General features: G+C 66.4%; 13 protein-coding genes. 9 read left to right on the top strand and 4 right to left on the bottom strand.

Translation table 11 applies throughout. The features are described from left to right. Positions 1-18: 18 nt before the first annotated feature. The gene (locus ACFXIV_RS15585; protein ID WP_379396815.1) at positions 19-1,083 is read right to left on the bottom strand and encodes a hypothetical protein; all 1,065 of its coding nucleotides are present in this window, start codon (positions 1,081-1,083) and stop codon (positions 19-21) included. Between the two features lie 140 nt (positions 1,084-1,223). Here ACFXIV_RS15585 and ACFXIV_RS15580 point away from each other — a divergent pair, with 140 nt between their 5' ends. Continuing rightward, positions 1,224-2,456 (top strand): lipase family protein, encoded by a 1,233-nt coding sequence (locus ACFXIV_RS15580; RefSeq protein ID WP_379396813.1) that lies wholly within the window; start codon positions 1,224-1,226, stop codon positions 2,454-2,456. 152 nt (positions 2,457-2,608) lie between these two features. Then, positions 2,609-3,292 (top strand): alpha/beta hydrolase, encoded by a 684-nt coding sequence (locus ACFXIV_RS15575; protein WP_379396811.1) that lies wholly within the window; start codon positions 2,609-2,611, stop codon positions 3,290-3,292. Between the two features lie 24 nt (positions 3,293-3,316). Here ACFXIV_RS15575 and ACFXIV_RS15570 read toward each other — a convergent pair whose 3' ends face one another. Continuing rightward, positions 3,317-5,029, bottom strand: coding sequence for a PucR family transcriptional regulator (locus tag ACFXIV_RS15570; protein ID WP_379396809.1), 1,713 nt, complete (start codon positions 5,027-5,029; stop codon positions 3,317-3,319). A gap of 232 nt (positions 5,030-5,261) precedes the next feature. Here ACFXIV_RS15570 and pruA point away from each other — a divergent pair, with 232 nt between their 5' ends. The 4 genes from pruA to ACFXIV_RS15550 all read left to right on the top strand — a co-directional run bounded on the left by pruA (position 5,262) and on the right by ACFXIV_RS15550 (position 9,673). Continuing rightward, positions 5,262-6,920 carry an L-glutamate gamma-semialdehyde dehydrogenase gene (pruA, locus tag ACFXIV_RS15565; protein ID WP_379396807.1) on the top strand — a complete coding sequence of 553 codons (1,659 nt, stop codon included), beginning with the start codon at positions 5,262-5,264 and terminating at the stop codon, positions 6,918-6,920. After that, positions 6,917-7,879, top strand: a complete 963-nt coding sequence (locus ACFXIV_RS15560; RefSeq protein WP_379397179.1) for a proline dehydrogenase family protein — start codon at positions 6,917-6,919, stop codon at positions 7,877-7,879. Before pruA ends, ACFXIV_RS15560 begins: the two co-directional genes overlap by 4 nt. A gap of 306 nt (positions 7,880-8,185) precedes the next feature. Continuing rightward, a complete protein-coding gene (locus ACFXIV_RS15555; RefSeq protein WP_379396805.1) occupies positions 8,186-9,067 on the top strand; it encodes a class I SAM-dependent methyltransferase in 882 nt (293 codons plus the stop codon). 159 nt (positions 9,068-9,226) lie between these two features. Beyond that, positions 9,227-9,673, top strand: coding sequence for a GNAT family N-acetyltransferase (locus ACFXIV_RS15550; protein ID WP_379396803.1), 447 nt, complete (start codon positions 9,227-9,229; stop codon positions 9,671-9,673). Positions 9,674-9,728: 55 nt separating this feature from the next. Here the strand turns inward: ACFXIV_RS15550 and ACFXIV_RS15545 are convergent, their stop codons facing one another. After that, positions 9,729-9,869: an integrase core domain-containing protein gene (locus tag ACFXIV_RS15545; RefSeq protein ID WP_379396801.1), complete on the bottom strand. Its 141-nt coding sequence runs from the start codon at positions 9,867-9,869 to the stop codon at positions 9,729-9,731. A 289-nt stretch (positions 9,870-10,158) separates the two neighbouring features. Between ACFXIV_RS15545 and ACFXIV_RS15540 the strand changes: the two genes are divergently transcribed. Both ACFXIV_RS15540 and ACFXIV_RS15535 read left to right on the top strand, forming a co-directional pair. Then, positions 10,159-11,586: an amino acid permease gene (locus ACFXIV_RS15540; protein WP_379396799.1), complete on the top strand. Its 1,428-nt coding sequence runs from the start codon at positions 10,159-10,161 to the stop codon at positions 11,584-11,586. 357 nt (positions 11,587-11,943) lie between these two features. Next, positions 11,944-12,267, top strand: a complete 324-nt coding sequence (locus ACFXIV_RS15535) for a hypothetical protein (protein ID WP_379396797.1) — start codon at positions 11,944-11,946, stop codon at positions 12,265-12,267. A gap of 21 nt (positions 12,268-12,288) precedes the next feature. Here the strand turns inward: ACFXIV_RS15535 and ACFXIV_RS15530 are convergent, their stop codons facing one another. Then, positions 12,289-13,491, bottom strand: a complete 1,203-nt coding sequence (locus tag ACFXIV_RS15530; RefSeq protein WP_379396795.1) for an IS110 family transposase — start codon at positions 13,489-13,491, stop codon at positions 12,289-12,291. A gap of 398 nt (positions 13,492-13,889) precedes the next feature. On the opposite strand from ACFXIV_RS15530, the gene ACFXIV_RS15525 reads away from it, so the two are divergent. Further along, on the top strand, positions 13,890-18,257 hold the full coding sequence (locus ACFXIV_RS15525; RefSeq protein WP_379396793.1) for a TIR domain-containing protein: 4,368 nt from the start codon (positions 13,890-13,892) through the stop codon (positions 18,255-18,257).

Below are 18,257 nucleotides of genomic sequence, written 5' to 3'. Positions count from 1 at the left end.
GTGACCAGTGCCCTGCCATCAGGGCAGGGCATGCAGCCAGAGTCTGCTGCGGTCGGCCTCGGTGGTGGCCAGCAGCAGGGCGGCGGGCAACGCGATCATGCGAGCCCCAGGGGCGCTCACCGGCAGGGAAATCTGGTGCCATTCAGTGCAATTCGGCGTCATCGACGCCAGCTGCACCACGTGGTCGAGCGCCACGAGACCCAGGACGCGCGACGCGGTCGGCAGGACCTGCAGCACGTCGACCGTTGACGCGCCCGGACCGGGCACGGCGTCGGCCTCGGCCGACGGCCAGCACAGCACGTGTGGTGTGGCGCCGATGGATTGGCCGAGCACCGTGCAGCCGGCACTGCCGCAGCCGACGCGCGCGGCGACGGCATTCGCCCCGGGCAGCTCGTGACGCTGCCATCCGAGGCCGTCGGGCGAGGTCCACACCAGTGGCCGAAGGATGTTGTCGCGCAAGGTCTCCCCGACGATGACGAAGCCCTGCGCGCCGGTGCCGACCCCGGCCGCGCCGGTCTGTTCGCCGGGTGCGGACGACAGCGCCGGATCGTCCGCGTGGCGTTGCCAGTCGGCGCCGTCGGCGGAGGTCCAGAACGCGGCGCCGTAGCGGCCGTTGTCGCCGTCCCAGCCGCCCACCAGCAGATCGGTGCCGCCGCGCGCGGCCGCCGCCGTCACCGCAATGGCGTGCGGACCGCCGAACATCTCCATGGCCTGGGTGTGTTCGGTGAGGCCCCGGCCGTCGCCGCTCCAGATGGTCATGCGCGGATTGCTGTGCGCGCCACCGAAAGCCTGACCCAGCACCACGGTGTGCGTGCCGGTGCCCGCCGAAATCAGTTCCGCCAGTGCGCCGTACGGGCTGTCGGGCCGGACGGGGACAGATGTCCAGCGCGTGCCGTCGGGGGAGGACCAGGCGGCCGGGGCGCGTCCGTCGCCGGCCGGGATCGAGCCCAGTGCCAGCACGCCGCCCGCGATCGGCGCGAACTCCAGCACCCGCGCCCCGTGCTGCGGCAGTGATACCTCGCGCCAGGGCGAATCCGATGGCCGCGCAGCACACCCGGCCGCCAGCACGAGAACAGCGACCAAGACGATTGACCACCTCATTGGGACAGGGTGTCAGACCGATCCGGCGATTTGTCGGTTGTGCGCGTTTCCCGCGGGACTCGAACCGCCGCGCCGAGGCAAATCCGGGCCGCACACCGGACGGCGTGTGACGATCTCTCCTCGTGGCTGCTGTCCGGTTCACACGGATATGGATGCTGGTGGCGCTGGTGACGGCGCTGCTCCCACTGCATGCGCACGCCGATCCCATCTCGGATCTGCTGAATCCGGCACACGATCCGGCCAGCGTGCTGCCGTCGCCACCGACCGACCCCTTCTTCACGCCCGGGCCCGGTTTCGAGGCCCGCCCGCCGGGCAGCGTGCTCTCGGCCCGTACCACCGACAGCCTGTTTCCCGCCGCCCGCGCCTACCAGCTGCTGGTGCGCTCCACCGACTCCCACAATCAGCCGGTCGCCATCGTGACCACCCTGCTGCTGCCGAACGAGGCGTGGAAGGGATCAGGCCCGAGACCGCTGGTGTCGTACAACCTTCCGATCTCCTCGCTGGGGCAGTCCTGTGCGCCTTCCACGGAACTCAAGCGGGCTGTGTCGGCCGATGTCGTGGCGATCCGGTTGATTCTGGCCAAGGGCTATTCGGTGGTCGTTCCCGACCACCAGGGCCCGCGGCAGGCATACGCGGCGGGTCTGATGGGCGGGCATGCCGTGCTCGATTCCATCCGGGGCGTGACCCGCGCGAACATGCCGGAGCTCGGGCCGGCGACGCCGGTGGTGATGACGAGTTATTCCGGCGGTTCGATCGCCACCAGCTGGGCGGCGCAGATCGCGCCGACCTACGCGCCGGAGATCCGGTTGGCGGGCGTGATAATCGGGGGGACTCCGGCGGATTATCAGATGCTGCTGCCCGCCATGAACGGCAACTGGAGTACCGGGGTCCTGCTGGCGGCCGTGCTCGGGCTGGCGCGCGAGTACCCGGAACTGATGGGCCTGTTCAACGACAACGGGTGGCGGTTGGCGCGGATGTTCCGCGATATCTGCATTTCGCAGGAGACGGCGCTCGGGCTGATCGCGCCGCTGCAGGTGGACCAGCTCTCGGTCGTGCAGGATCCGTTGAAACTGCCTGCGGTGCAGCGGATTCTGGAAGAGAACCGCCCCGGCCGCAGCGCGCCGGCCGCGCCGGTGTTCCTCTTCCACGGCGTCAATGAGATCTTCGTTCCCTTCGCGGGCGCGCAGCATCTGTTCGACGACTGGTGCGCGCGAGGCGCCCGGGTGCGGTTGCAGCCGTTCCCGGGAGAGCACTTCATCGTTGGCGCGCTGTCCATTCCACTGACCACCGGGTGGATCGAGGATCTGCTGGCCGGTCGGCTGGTGCCGCCGGGGTGCACCGGTCCGGGTCGCTGACCATCCGCGGAAATTTCGCTGACATCGAGCAAAATATCTTCGGTATCGCTGCCATTGAGTCATCGGCATTTAACTCAATATCCGAATTATCCACCACGGTGCTCGTTTCCACTCTTACTCGAACCGTCGCAACCTGATGAATGGATCATCGAATGACCGCCAACATAAGTACGGCCGTGACCGCGGCATTGACCATGGTGGTGCTGCTGATATCCGGCGCAGGTATGGTGCGCGCCGATTCGCAGACGGAATCTGCCATTTCCAGCGTGCGTGATATCGATCCGGCGCGGACGCGAATATCGGTGTATTCGGCCGCCATGGACCGCACCGTCACCGTCGATGTACTGTCCATGGGCGCGCTCTCGGCGGTCACGCAGACCATCCGGCATCCGGAGCTGTATCGCGGCGTGGTGGCCTTCAGTGGTTGTCTCGACACCGTGAGCGCGAGTGCCAGGCTCGTCATCCGGAATTCGGTGAGGTGGATGGGCGGCAATCCGGAGAATATGTGGGGAACCGATGCCGATCCGGCGTGGCGGGCGCACGATCCGCTCACCAATGCGCCCGCACTGCGCGGGAAGGCGGTGTATGTCTCGGCGGGAAGTGGGATTCCGGGACCGGAATCACTGACCGACCAGCTCATGCCGCAGGCGGTGACGTTCGGTGCGGTGCTGGAATATCTGGTGCACGGTTGTACCGAATCGTTCCAGCGGCGATTGCAGGACCTCGGTGTACCGGCCACCGTCGTATTCCATCCGCTGGGCACGCATTCCTGGCCGTATTGGCAAGAGGATCTCCATGAATCGTGGCCGATTCTGGATGCGGCGCTGACGGAATAGGCCGATACCACGCTGGGTGGCTGCTCAGCGCTGCGTCGGCCGGCGCCGAGTCCGGTCCACGCCGCGGCGGTGGTGAGCCAGTTGCAGTTCGAGCAGTAGGCGATCGGCCGGGTCGTCGAGGTCGATGCCGGTGATGTCCTGGGCGCGGCGCAGGCGGTAGCGCAGCGTGTTGGGGTGAATACGCAACGCGGTGGCCGCGGCCCGCACATCGCCGTGATGCCGCAGGTAGTGGTCGACGCTGGCCTCGAGTTGCGCGGCGTGGCCGCGATCGTAGTCGAACAGAGCGGTCAGGCGCGGGTCCTCGAGTTCGGGGCGGGCGGCGATGAGATCTAGGATCTCGCCCAGCAGGACGGCCGTACGGGATTCGGCGAGGGTGGTGACCCGATCCTTCGGGAAGCCCGCCGCGGTGCTGTCCAGGACGCGGTCCACCTCGAGGCGGGCACGGGCGACGTCGGTCAGCTCGGCGACAGGAACGGCGACGGCGGCGCGCAGGATCGGGGCTCCAGTGGATTCCAGCTGGTCGACCAGCTGCCGGGTCCAGGCGGTGACCGCGCGGGCCGAATGGTAGCGCGGGAGCAGGATGTAGGCGCGGTCACCGATGAGGGTCGCCAGCGAGTCGCGGCGGAAGGCGCTCGCGCGCAGGCGAAGTGTGCTGCCCAGCGCCGACAGTTCCGCGGCGGCGGGGGTCGCGCCGGTGGATGCGAAACCGATGAGCGCGGCCGGGCCGGTCACCGGGATACCCAGCGCACTCGCCACCGACGGCACATCGACACCCCCGCCGCGCGCGCCGAACAGGCGCTGGATCAGCAGGGCCTCGGTGGAGGGTGCGTCCAGGCTGCGCGAGATGATGCGCGCGGCAATGGCCGACGCGCCCCGCAGCACTTCGGCCGCATCGGACTTGAACGGCCGCTCGCCCTCCTGCAGCCAGATCGATCCGAGCACGGTGGCGGCGCTGCCCTCACCCGGCCGCCGAATCCCCACGGCCAGACGGTGTTTGATGTCGATCTCGGCGTGCGCGGGCAGGTCGACCACCTCGTCGGTGTGCCGCAGCCGGTCGAAGACACCCCACTGCTGCAGGATCCGCAGATACTCGCGCGGCCCCTCCCGGCCCAGGATGGATTGGATCCGCAGCCGGTCCGCGGCATCGTTGGAGGCCGAGTAGGCGAGCACGTGCGAGTGCGCATCCTCGATGGTGACCATGCCGCCCGCGTTCTGCGCGATGATCTGCGCCAGCCCGAAAAGGTCGGTGTCCGCGGCCAGCAGATCCTGGTCCGCGCTGTCGCGGGCCGGACCCGTGCGATCCAGCATCCGCCGGATCAGCGGGTACACGTGATCCCAGCGGGCCTGCGGGTGCACCCCGACCACCGCCACCCCCGCCCGCAGCGCGGCCCGCCGCAACCCGCCCGCCGCGGCCGCGGACTTCGACAGCACCGCGCGGGGTCGCTGCGCCGGTGCCCGCTGGGCGACCTCCTCGAGCCACCGCACGGCCTCGGCCTCGGCGATCCCCACGTGCAGGTACATGTCCGACATGGGTGCGTGCGCAACGGTTTCCGAGCTCAGGTCCGAACTGTCGACCAGTGCCACCGACCGGATGGCCACCTCGTCCCCGAGCGGTGCGCCGACCAGTTCGACGAGCGTCGTGCCCAGTGCTCCCAGCAGTTCCCGCAGCGCTACTCGGGTTCGATCGAGCTCGGCGGCCCGCAGACCGGTGGAGGTGTGGCGTTCATCTGCGGTCATGCTGTCTCCGGTGTTCAAAGCCTGGGTACTGCCGCGCCGACGCGCTCGGCCCTGCGGGTCGTGGCCGGAACAGCGCCATCGATCCGGGCACGAGCGCGTCAGCGATGTTCAGCCGAACGTACAACAGGTTCGGTGGTTCTTTGGCTGATCGGCTCAATATCCGTGGGGCGATTCGGGGTTGACTCGGCGTACTCGCCCGGTGACACGGGCCACAATCCGCCAGGAGGTTGTCATGGACGCCGTCACAGTCACTCCACCGCCGGTGAACGAACCGGTGGGGACCTTCGCGCCCGGCACCCCGGAGCGCGCGCGACTGCAGGCCGAGCTCACCGAACTCGCCGCGACGCCGCTCGAGATTCCGCATGTGATCGGTGGACGCGAGCGGCGGAGTGCGGGGGAGGTGGTGGATGTCGTGCAGCCGCACCGGCATTCGGCGGTGCTCGGGACCATCACGGTGGCCGAGGCGCGGGATGCGGCCGATGCGATCGAGGCGGCGGCTGCCGCGGCGCCGGGGTGGCGGGCGCTGTCGTTCGACGAGCGGGCGGCGGTCTTCCTGCGGGCCGCGGATCTGCTGGCGGGGCCGTGGCGGGAGACGGTGGCGGCGGCAACCATGCTGGGGCAGTCGAAGACCGCGTATCAGGCCGAGATCGACGCGCCATGTGAGCTGGTGGATTTCTGGCGGTTCAATGTGCACTTCGCGCGCGGGATCCTCGCCGGGCAGCCGATCTCCACGCCGGGGGTGTGGAATCGGGTGGAATACCGGCCGCTGGAAGGGTTCGTGTACGCGGTCACGCCGTTCAACTTCACCGCCATCGCGGCCAATCTGCCGACCGCGCCGGCACTGATGGGCAATACCGTGGTGTGGAAACCCTCACCCACACAGGCGTTTTCGGCCTATTGGACGATGCGGCTGCTGGAGGCGGCGGGGCTGCCGCCGGGCGTGATCAATCTGGTGCACGGCCACGGTCCCGAGGTGTCGGCCGTGGCGCTGGCCGATCGGCGGCTGGCGGGCATTCACTTCACGGGTTCGACGGGGACGTTCCAGCGGCTGTGGCGCACGGTCGGCGAGAACATCGCCGGCTACGACACCTATCCGCGGCTGGTCGGCGAGACCGGCGGCAAGGATTTCGTGGTCGCGCACAGTTCGGCGGATCCGGACGTGTTGAGCACGGCGCTGATTCGCGGGGCGTTCGATTACCAGGGGCAGAAGTGTTCGGCGGCGTCGCGGGCGTTCATTCCGAAATCGGTGTGGTCGCGCATGTCGGGGGACTTCCTGGGCAAGGTGTCGGAGCTGACCTACGGCGACGTCACCGATTTCACGAATTTCGGTGGGGCGCTGATCGATCGGCGCGCCTTCGACCGCAATGCCGACGCCCTCGCGCGGGCCAAGGCGACACCCGGTCTGACCGTGCTCACCGGCGGGCGCGCCGACGACAGTGTGGGTTACTTCGTCGAGCCGACCGTCCTGCTGGGCGAGGATCCCGGTGACGAGGCGTTCCGGACCGAGTACTTCGGGCCGATTCTGGCCGTGCACGTCTACGACGACGCGACGCCGGGCGGGTTCGACGCGGTGCTGGATCTGGTCGATCGCGGGTCGTCGTACGGGCTCACCGGCGCGGTGATCGCCGACGACCGGACGGCGGTCGCGACGGCGTCCGAGCGACTTCGGTACGCGGCGGGCAATTTCTACATCAATGACAAGCCGACCGGCGCGGTGGTCGGACAGCAGCCGTTCGGCGGATCGCGGGGCTCCGGCACCAACGACAAGGCCGGGTCGGCGCAGAACCTGCTGCGCTGGACCTCGGCGCGCACCATCAAGGAGACCTTCGTGCCGCCGACCGATCACCGGTATCCGCACCAGGCCGTCGCGACGGAAGCGGGGGAGCGCTGATGTTCACGACCGTGCTGCGTCCGGCGCTGCTGGCGGCCTCGCGGTCGTCGCGGGTGGAACGGATGGTGACCGGGCTGGCATCGACCCGGAAGATGGTGCGGCGCTTCGTCGCCGGGGAATCCGAGGCGGATGCCGCGGTGGCCACGGGGACGCTGCTCGACTCCTGGCGGTACGTCAGCCTCGACTATCTGGGCGAGGACACCACCGATCTCGCGCAGGCGCGCGCCACCGTCGCCCACTACCTCGCCCTGCTCGAAACTCTGGGTGATCTGCCCGGATCCACGAAGGAGGTGCGGCCACTGGAGGTTTCGCTCAAGCTCTCCGCGCTCGGCCAGGCGCTGCCCCGGGACGGCCACGCCATCGCACTGGAACACGCCCACAAGATCTGCACGGCCGCCGCGACGGCGGGGGTCTGGGTCACCGTGGACGCCGAGGACCACACCACCACCGATTCGACCCTGTCCATCGTGCACGCGCTGCGGACGGACTTCCCCTGGGTGGGCACGGTGTTGCAGGCGTACCTGCTGCGTACCGAGGGCGACTGCCGCGACCTGTCCGGTCCCGGATCGCGAATCCGCCTGTGCAAGGGCGCCTATCGCGAACCGGCCGGGGTCGCGTACCAGGGCCGCGACGAGGTGGACGCGTCCTATCTGCGCTGCCTCGACATCCTCATGCGCGGCCTGGGCTATCCCATGGTGGCCACCCATGACCCGGTGATGCTCGACGCCGCCGCCCACTACGTGCGGGCGGCGCGGCGGTCGCCGGACCGCTTCGAATTCCAGATGCTCTACGGCATCTGCGACGACGAGCAGCAGCGGCTGGTCGCCACGGGCGCGCACCTGCGCACCTATGTGCCCTACGGCGACCAGTGGTACGGCTACTTCATGCGCCGACTGGCCGAGCGCCCGGCCAATCTCGCGTTCTTCCTGCGCTCGTTCGGACCGGGCGCGAGCCGCTGAGGATTTGCAGCCGACCGGTTGGACAAGGATGTTCACCCTCGAAGTCGGCGACACCGACACCCCATCGGGTTGAGACCCCGCCCCGTCCGGGCTCCGCTGGGCCAAGCGCAGGGCACCGGCCGAGCCCAGGTGCGCACCGGCGCACGTTACCTGCGGGTGAACTCCTGCTCACAAGGCTTCAGTCCGGTATGTGAGGTCGCCTAGGCTCGGCAGGGTGCTCGACCTCCCAGATGGAGGTGACGAGGGGAGCGGGCTACCTCGGCTGCCGTCCACGGCAGTGCTCGATCGCACGAAGGATCCGCCATCATGACTGTCGATATACCCGTGCTTGGTGAGGTCCGATCTCGCGACGAACTCCCGGATGAATTCTTCGCCCTGTTCCTCGACCCGACCCGCACCTACAGTTGCGCGCTGTGGACTCGCCCGGACGACACCCTGGAACGAGCCCAGTCGGCGAAGATCGACCTCGCGTTGGCCAAGTGCGATCTGCAGGCGGGGATGACCTTGTTGGATGTCGGCTGCGGCTGGGGTTCGACCATGCTGCGGGCCATGGACGCCTATGGGGTGAACGCGATCGGGTTGACCGGCAACCGCCACCAGTACCGGTATGTGCGGGACCGGCTCGTCGACCGGCTGATCCGCGGCCGCCCCTACGGCGGGGTCCGGCGGCAGGATTGGGAGGAATTCGACCGCCGCGTGGACCGCATCGTGTGTATCGGGACGCTGGAACACCTCCACCCGCAGCGCTACGCCGATTTCTTCGATTTCGCCTACCGGATCCTGCCCGATAACGGGGTGCTGTTGGTGCAGACCGTCGTCGCACCGGGCCGCGACCCCTCCGATGCCCACCAGACGCGTTTCGCGAGTAACGATTCCGTGTTCACGCCCGGGACTATCCTGCCCTTCGACCGAGTTCCGCCACCGACCGGCCGCAACCCCAAGGGGGTCACCGAGTACGCGGAAGATGCCGGATTCACCATCGCCGGAATCGGGAAACTGGGACCGCACTACACCACCACACTGCAGAACTGGGCCACCGCGCTGCACGAGCACCGCGACCGGGCGATCGAACTGGCCGGGCGCGACACCTACAACGCCTACATCAGCCATATGACCGCGTGCGCCGACTACTTCCGTCACGGCCACCTCGACGTCATGCAGTTCACCTGCATCAAGATCGGGTTGTGAGGACGGTTCGGCGCCGTCGTGGCCGAGGCCGATGCGCGCCGCCGGGGCGCCGGGGGTGATGTTGGCCGACACCACCACCCCGGTCCAGTCTCGAGTAGCCGAATGCCGCGCATTCGGTCGGGCAGCCAGGGTCAGCCTCGTCGGATTAGCGTTCGGGCCATGGATCTGCTGTTTCGGCGTGCCGAGAACACCGATGCTGCCGACATCGCTGGTGTGTGGCTGCGATCGTATGCCGCAGCGCTGCCGATGGTCAGACGTGGGCACACCGATGCTGCCGTTCGGCGCTGGTTCTCCGATGTGGTTGTGCCCCAGCAGGAGACATGGGTTGCAGTTGCCGACGGTGTGGTCCGCGGGCTCTTGGTTCTCGATGCCGGCGAACTGGAACAGCTTTATCTGGAACCGTCATGGCGCGGTAGTGGCCTCGGGGACCGGTTTGTGGACTTGGCCAAGCGGTTGAGACCGAACGGGCTGGGATTGTGGACATTCCAGGTCAACGAACCCGCGCGGCGATTCTATGAGCGGCACGGATTCGTCGAGGTCGACCGAACGGACGGCTCGCGGAACGAGGAGCGCGAGCCGGATATCCGCTTCGTATGGCGGCCATGAACTACGTCGCGAACGCCCCCGCCGTCTTCGGGCTGCGAACACACTCATCTGCCGCTTATCGAGCGGTATTCCGCTGGTCACCGATGTAGGCCGTGCTGGGTGTCCGATCGTCGAGCGCCTGATGCGGCCTGATCGTGTTGTAGAGGATCCGGAACCGATGGACCTCCATGTCCAGAGCGTCGCCGTTGGAGATCACACCGCGGAACGTGTAGGTATGGGCCGATCAACTCGGCGACCTCGACTACCGAAACCCCCGAGCCACAGGGCGTTCCGCGCGATAGCGGCTCTGACGACGCGGCGGGTAGGCGCACTGCACAACACACACGCCGAACACGAGAGCTTTGGCCGATAAGACGACGATTCTGAACTTTATTTAACCAACCGCCCGATCACAGCATCGGCCATGGTCCGATTAGCTGAGCTAGCTCGAGTGTGACCTGCGTTACCGCAGAGTGGCGGTGCGCAGCGGAACGAAAGGATCCCGCATGTCTTTTGCGGAGTTGCGCGGCCAGATCCTGCGCCGCAAGCCGATCTCGGAGGTAGACGACGACACGCCTGCGGACGAGCGGCTGTCGAAACACCTCGGTCTGTGGCAGCTGACGGCCATCGGGGTGGGCGGCATCATCGGCGCGGGCATCTTCGCCCTGGCCGGGTCGGTCGCACACAATACGACCGGGCCCTCGGTCCTCATCTCGTTCCTGATCGCGGGTGTGGCCAGTGCGTGTGCGGCACTCTGCTACGCGGAATTCGCGGGCATGGTGCCCAGAGCGGGGTCTGCCTACACCTACGGGTATGTGTCGCTGGGTGAGCTGGCGGGCTGGTTCATCGGGTGGGATCTGCTGCTCGAGTACGTGGCGGTGGCGGCGGTGGTCGCCATCGGCGTGTCCGGGTACTTCAATTTCCTGCTCGATCAGATCGGAATCACCTTGCCGCACTGGATGCTCGGGGCCTCCGGCACCGGGGACGGGCATGTGGTGGATGTGTTCGCAATCCTGTTCTGTCTGGGCAGCGCGTGGGTGCTGTCGCGCGGTATCAAGAGCGTGGGACGGTTCGAGACCGTCGCGGTGGGGATCAAGGTGGCGATCGTGCTGCTGATCATCGTGCTCGGCCTGTTCAAGATCGACAGCGCGAACTACCACCCGTACTTCCCGTTCGGCACCGGCGCGGTGTGGACGGGCGCGGCCACGGTGTTCTTCGCCGTCTTCGGCTATGACGCCATGAGCACCGCGGCCGAGGAGTCCACCGAGGCGAAAAAGCATCTGCCCAAGGCGATCATCTACTCGCTGGCCATCGCCATGGTGCTGTACGTGCTGGCCACGCTGGTGCTCACCGGCATGCAAAAGTACACCGAGATCAGCCCGACCTCCGGGTTCTCCACCGCGTTCAAATCCGTGGGGATGCCGGGCATCGCGAACATCATCGCGATCGGCGCCATCGTCGGCATCATCACCGTGGTGCTCACCTTCATGCTGGGCGTGACCCGCGTCTGGTACGCCATGAGCCGCGACGGGTTGCTGCCGGAATGGTTCGCCAAAACCCATCCCACCCGCAAGGTTCCCACCCGGGTGACCTGGATCGTGGGCGCCGGCTCGGCGATCCTGGCCGGGCTGCTGCCCATCAATACCGTTGCGGAGCTGACCAATATCGGCATCCTGATGGCGTTCATCGTGGTCAGCGTGTCGGTGATCGTGCTCCGCTACACCCGCCCCGACGAGCCGCGCGAATTCCGGCTGCCGCTCATGCCGGTGGTGCCTGTGGTGGGCATCGGCTTCTCCATCTACCTGATCTGGTCGCTGCCGTGGGAAACCTGGGTGCGCTTCGTGGCCTGGCTGATCGTCGGCCTCATCGTGTACTTCGGCTACTCCCGCTTCAACTCCCGCTTGGGTCATCCGGCGATCGAAGGGCACCGATAAGGATCGGTCGGTGCGGAACGTTCCTGAATTGCCCAGGGCGTCAAATGGTTTGCGTACCTCGTTCACCATGGAGTCCGGTGGGCAGTCAGTCTGGACACTTTGGAACACCTCGGCGAGGCCGGTGATGATGTAGTCGCGAATGCCGTGCTTGCTACGCAATTCTATGCGCTGCTCGAGAGTCAGTTTGGGTTCGCGGCCATCAAGCTCGAACATCAGTAATGAGCACACCTTCACTCACGTACGCCGCGCTGATTTTTTTTGGGGGGGGGTGTCCCTATGTTCATTGTCAAGTCGCGGGCTCGGTGTTGTGGTTGATGGCTGTGTTGGATGAAGTCGGTTGTCGGTAGCGTGATTTGGGTGGCGACGAAGGCTGAACGGCAGGCTGCCCGTGGCGTGGTGTCCGCGTATCACGAGGCGCAGCTCGGTGTGCTGATTGAGCACGTCGGTGGGGCGGTGGACCGGTTCCGTGCAAGCGAACGGGATGCATTCGAGGTTGACGCCGTGATCCACCAGTTCCATCGGGCAGCCCGGCAGCTGTGGTCGTTCTGCGCCCAGTCCGGCGCGCAGGTGGAATACACCGCGCACTTGATTCAGCGCATGGCCGATGAAGGCGATGCCATCGACTGGTGGCAGCGCGGCGCGTCAGCCAGAGCCTCGAGGGTTGAGGATTCGGACGGCTGATCCGGACGGTGGTGTGGTAGCTCAGGCGGCTGCAGGGCCGTTGTAGGGCTGTTTGGTTTTCAGCATGGCGTAGAGGACGTCGCAGCGGCGTCTGGCCAGACAGATGAAGGCGGCGTTGTGTTTCTTGCCTTCGGCTCTGTTCCTGTCGTAGTAGCGGCGACTGGCCGGGTCGTGCAGCGCGGCGAAGGCCGACAGGAACAGGGCGCGTTCGAGTTTGTGGTTGCCTGATCGGGCCGGGTGTTCGCCGCGGATCGAGCTGCCGCAGCGGTGGGTGATCGGGGCGATGCCCGCGTAGGAGGCGAGGTGGCCGGCGGTGGCGAAGGCGGTGCCCTCGCCGACTTCGAGCAGGATGCGGGCTCCGGTCCTGACGCCGACGCCGGGCATCGAGGTCAGGACCTTGGCGAGAGGGTGATCATCGAACATCCTCTCGATGTCCTCGGCGATTTGTTTTCGTTGCAGCAGAACAGCTTTCAGCGAGTCGGCGAGTTTCGGCAGCACGGTCTCGGCGGCTTTCGTCCCGGGAACGGTGACCGTTTGCGTGGGCAACGCGGCCAGGATCTCCTCGACCAGGCGGGCGCCCATGCGGGGCGCGTGCTTGGTCGCGATGGCGGTGAGTTTGCGCCTGCCCGCGGCGCGGATTCCCTCGGGTCCGCCGCAACGCGAAAGGATTTCCAGGACCGCCGGGTGCGCGACGCGCGGCCCCAGAACGCGTTCGAGAGCGGGATGGACGCTGGTCAGCAGGCCGCGGATGCGGTTGCTGGTGCGGGTCGCTTCCCCGGCGAGGTCGTCATCGAATCCGACGAGAACGCCGAGCTCGGTGAGGGTTTCGTCGCCGACGTCGACCCGGCGCAGTGTGTGCGGCATGGTGTGGGCCGCGTCGGCGATGATGTGGGCGTCGCGAGCGTCGGTTTTGGCTTGGCCCGGATAGAGGTCGGCGATGCGGCGCATCGACAGCCCGGGCAGATAGGCCACATCATGGCCGCAGGCGCGAGCGACGGTGACCGGTAGCGCGCCGATGGTGTTGGGTTGATCGACCACGATCAGCAACGGCCCTCGGGCCGCGAGTTGGTCGAACACCGCCCGCAGCCGGGCCTCGTCATTGGGTAGCGCCTTGCCGAACAACCGATTGCCGCTCGGGTCGAGACCGACCGCGTGGTGCTCGCCTTTTCCCACATCAATGCCGCAGAACACGGCATACGCCTGTGTCACTTGCCATTTCCTCATCGCATCGGCACACTCCGGACGGCCGCCGATCCAGCGTCAACGCCCGGCACCCACGCTACGAAGAGACCTACCAGCGGCCCTGTCCCCATCAGCGGTCCGTCGACGCCACCAGGCCGCGGCGACACCACCCCCCCGGATCATGCGTGAGACAGGGGCAAGAAGTCATGCCGGGCCTGGCGACCGTAGCCCCGTTCAGGAGCCATGAATAAGGTAACGGGGCGGGTGGTAGCTTTAGACCTCGGCGATCTTGCTGTTCACGTCTAGCCGAAGCAGTGGTCTCGTTGTAGCAGGTGCGGGTTTCCAGCGGGCACTCGTGGTGGAGAATTCCGACGAAACCGGTTGGCGAGCTGCGATAAAGGCGCAGCACCAGTGACGATCGATATACGCGAGGCAGGCCTATGTATCGCGTCTTCTTGAGCCACTCCAGTGCAGACCGCGCTGCGGCCATTGCACTGCAACGATGGCTCATCGGCCAACTCCCGTCTCTGAGAGGCGACATATTCCTCGATGTGGATGTCGAAACGGGAATCGCAGCGGGCACCCGGTGGCGGGACGAACTGACGAAAGCTGTCGCACGCTGCGAGGCGGTGCTGTGCCTGATTTCGGTGTCGTGGGAGGGCTCACACGAGTGCCTCGCCGAATTGCGACACGCAGAGACGTTGAACAAGCGGATCTTCGGCGCGCGGCTGCACGCCGAAGCCAAGGGGCAAATAGCCCGCGAGTGGCAGTTGTGCGACCTATTCGACGACGGGCCGACGGTCTCTGTCCAAGCCGACGGTGCCGAGCCTGTCACCTTCGCCCGCGATGGCCTGCAACGGCTGCTCCGCGGCCTGCGCGAGGCAGGAATCGGCGCCGAGGTATCCCCGTGGCCACCGCCGGATGACCCGGACAGGATTCCCTACCGCGGCTGGCAACCGATGGAAGAGGTGGATGCCGCTGTGTTCTTCGGCCGTGACGGCCAGATCGTGCGTGCATTGGATGCGCTTCGGGGCATGCGCAATTCAGCTATAGGCGACATTTTCGTCGTGCTCGGTCCCTCCGGTGCTGGCAAGTCGTCCTTCCTGCGTGCCGGACTGCTGCCACGGTTGCGCCAAGACCGGCGAAACTACATTCTCAGCGACATCGTGCGACCGCAACGCGCCGCAGTTACCGGTGACCACGGTTTGGCTGTCGCCGTACACCGACTCAGAATCGCAGCCGGCTTCAGCCACCCGACGCTGGGTGAGATCAAGGCGATAGCAGCCGGCGACAGCGATCGACTGGCCGGACTGCTTCGAGATGTGTGCTGTGCCGACCATGACAACACAGATGATCAACCGACGCTCGTTCTGCCGATCGATCAGGCTGAAGAGCTATTCGTGAGCGACGGTGCAGAGGAGTCCGGCCGCTTCCGAGCCGTGCTCGGCGACGTGTTGCGTACCTCGGACCTGCCCATGATCGTTGTGGTCACGATCCGTGCCGACCGGTACGAGGTAATGCAGACTGCGGCCGAATTCGCCGAGTTGCGCAGCGTGGTATTCGACGAACTCAAGCCGATGCCGAGAACGCAGTTCCGGGAAGTCATTCTCGGGCCGATCGCCCGCGCTGCCGACGCCGGAACGCGCATCACGATCGAGTCGGCCCTGGTGGATCGGATGCTCGCCGATTGCGCCGAGGGTGCGGACACGCTTCCGCTGCTCGCATTGACCTTGTACCGGATGTACCTCGACTACGCCGGCGACGGCGACATGACACTCGCCGAATATGAGGCGATGGGCGGGATGCGCCACATCGTGCGCACCGAGGTCGACACGCTCCTCGCCACAGATCCCGCGGAACGACGAGCACAGCTCGAGCTGCTGCACACCGCTTTCATTCCGTGGCTCGCAACCGTCGATCAACACACAGATCAGCCGATCCGACGCGTTGCGCGGTGGAGCGAACTACCAGAAGCCTCCCATCGGTTGATTGACAGGTTCGTCGGGCGGAGGCTGCTCGTCAAGGGCGAACAGCACGGTGAGGCCGTCATCGAGGTCGCGTTGGAAAGTCTGTTCCGGCAGTGGGACGATCTCGAGCGCTGGCTCACCGACGAGCGCGACGAGCTGCGGACCATCGACACGGTCGATCGTGCAGCTTCTGGATGGGAACGCAGCGGCCGCGACGATTCATGGCTCTTGACCTCGACCCGGTTGGCGGACGCGGAAGCTGTTGCCGCCAAACCCCATTACGGGCGAAGGCTTGCCAGTGCCAATGAGTTTCTGGTGGCCTCACGGCGTCGCGAGGGCGAGATGGCCGACGCCGAAAACCGGCGGAAGGCGGCCGAACTGCGGACCGCGAAGTCGCATGCCAGGGTGCTGCGAGCCGTTGCGGCGATCACGTTCGTCGTGGCCCTCGTTGCGGTGTTCGGATTGGTCAAGTTCTACTTCGCGCAGCGCGAGGCCGACACGCAATTCCACGAGTCGACCGCGTCGCGGCTCCTGGCCGAATCGCAGGCGATGATCGCAGGAGTCCGTCCGCGAGACGATGAGCGCGCGATCCAGCAGCTGCTCGTTGCCCAGCGGATCGGAACGAGCGGCGACGACGGCGCACTTGTCGACGCAATCAACGGTCTCTCAGATACACGCAAGATCATCAGAGTCGGTGCGCCGACCCCCGGCACACTGCCGGATTCCGCGCAGGCGGTAGCCAACGGTGCCGCGTTAAGCATTGCGATCAGCCCGGACGCACGCACGATCGTCACAGGCGGTAGGCATTTGCGGCTCTGGAATGCCGACACTGGCGAACAGATCGACCCGAAGCGGTTCCCCGACTCGGTTCTGGCTCTCCGCGTGGCATTCAGTCCCGACGGCCATCGGATCGCCTCGATCGGTCCCGTTTTTCATGTCTGGGACGCGGACTCCGGAAGGAGCATCGCAGCATTCAAACCTGACGGCGACCTGACGAGCATCGCATTCAGCCCAGACGGTCACCGCATAGTCTCAGGGGGTTCCGATAAGAGTGTTCGACTGTGGGACGCCGATACGCTCGCTCCGATCGGCGCCCCGATGATGGGACACGGCGGCGCCGTCACCAGCGTGGCATTCAGCCCCGACGGGCGGTGGATCATTTCGGGCAGCGAAGACAAGACGGTCCGGCTGTGGGATGCGGATTCGCGACTGCAGATCGGCGAGCCGATCGCACAGACACAAAAGGTGGTATCGATCGCAGTGAGCCCCGACGGGCACCGGATCGTGGTCGGCAGCGCGGGAACCGCGCCCGCCCCCGGTGCCCCTCCGGATATGACCGACTCGCTCCGCATGTGGGACGTCGAGACCCATGTGCCGTTCGGAAACGCCATGCAAGGACACGAAGGCGTCGTCACGGGCGTTGCGTTCAGCCCCAACGGCGATCGCATCGTGTCATGTGGCACCGATGGGACCGTACGACTCTGGGACGGCAACACCGGGCAGCCAATCCGAACGCTTGCTGGGCACACAGGCTGGGTCGAGGCAGTGGCCTTCGCTGGCTATGACCGAATTGTGTCGACAAGCGTCGACGGGACTTTGCGTGTGTGGAATGGCAGGAATCAGCGGTCCGCCGGCCACATTCTTCGCGGGCAAGGAATTCTGCACGGTGCGAGCATCGATCCAGGAACATTCAGTTTCGCACCCGACAGCAAACAAATGGCGGTGGGCACTGACGACGGCAAGGTCGTGGTGTTCAACACGGACACCGGCGAACCTCTCGGCGAACTGACGACCGGTCACAACGCCGCGATCCATGCGCTCGCGTACAGCCCGGACGGGCACGGTCTCGTCTCCGGTGGCGACGACGGGACCTTGTACTTCTGGAATGCCGACACGCACGAACCGGCCGGAACGGCGACAGTCGACGGCACAGTGACCAACGTGACCTACAGCCCGAACGGACACAGCGTCATCACATCCAGCCTCCTCCACGGCCACCGAACGCTGCGGATATGGGACGCCGACACCGCACGTCCGCGGGGGCCAGTGCTGGACACCGGCTCGGGCGAGGCGCACTTCCTGTCGTTCAGTCCCGATTCCCGGCTTGTCGTCCTCGGTGATACCGACCAGACCGTCCGGGTCTTCGCCGTCGACACTGGATCCGCAATCGGTCCGACAATGGACGAGAAGGACGACATCGGCGCAGTCCACTTCAGCGCCGACGGACACCGCATTTTCGTGGTGGGAGGCTTCTCGTTGCGTGTGTGGGATGCTGATGATCACCATCCCATCGGCGGACCTCAACCGATTCTCTCGGACGACCACGAGAAGTTCCGCGCAGCATTTGTCGACGCGTTCTACAGTCTCGCCGTCAGTCCCACAGGCGGCTACATCGTGACTGGTGGCGCGACAGTCGTTCACCGCTGGAATGCCGCCACCGGCGAGCCGATCGGCGCGTCCATGGAAGGCCATCAGAACATTGTCCGCAGCGTTGCAGTCAGTCACGACGGCCGCTATATCGTCTCGGTCGGCGACGACCGAACCCTCCGATACTGGGATGGCGCCACTGGCCGACCGGTCGGCGCACCCCTCGCCGGGCCCGACGGCTGGATCCTGGAAATGACGCTGAGTGCGGACAATAAGCGGATCGTGACCCTCGACGTCACCTTCGACAAGCGAGCAGCCGTTTGGTTATGGCCCGGACCGGCGGCCTGGTCCGACGAACTGTGCGCAAAACTGACTGCGAACATGAGTCGCCAGGAGTGGAATCAGTGGATCTCACCGAAGATTCCCTACACCAAATCGTGTCCCGGTCTCCCGATTCATCCAGACCGCAACTGA

The organism is Nocardia sp. NPDC059236 (assembly GCF_042754085.1).
GTDB lineage: Bacteria > Actinomycetota > Actinomycetes > Mycobacteriales > Mycobacteriaceae > Nocardia.
The sequence above is the reverse complement of the archived record's forward strand: the minus strand, read 5'-3'. Positions and strand labels throughout refer to the sequence as shown.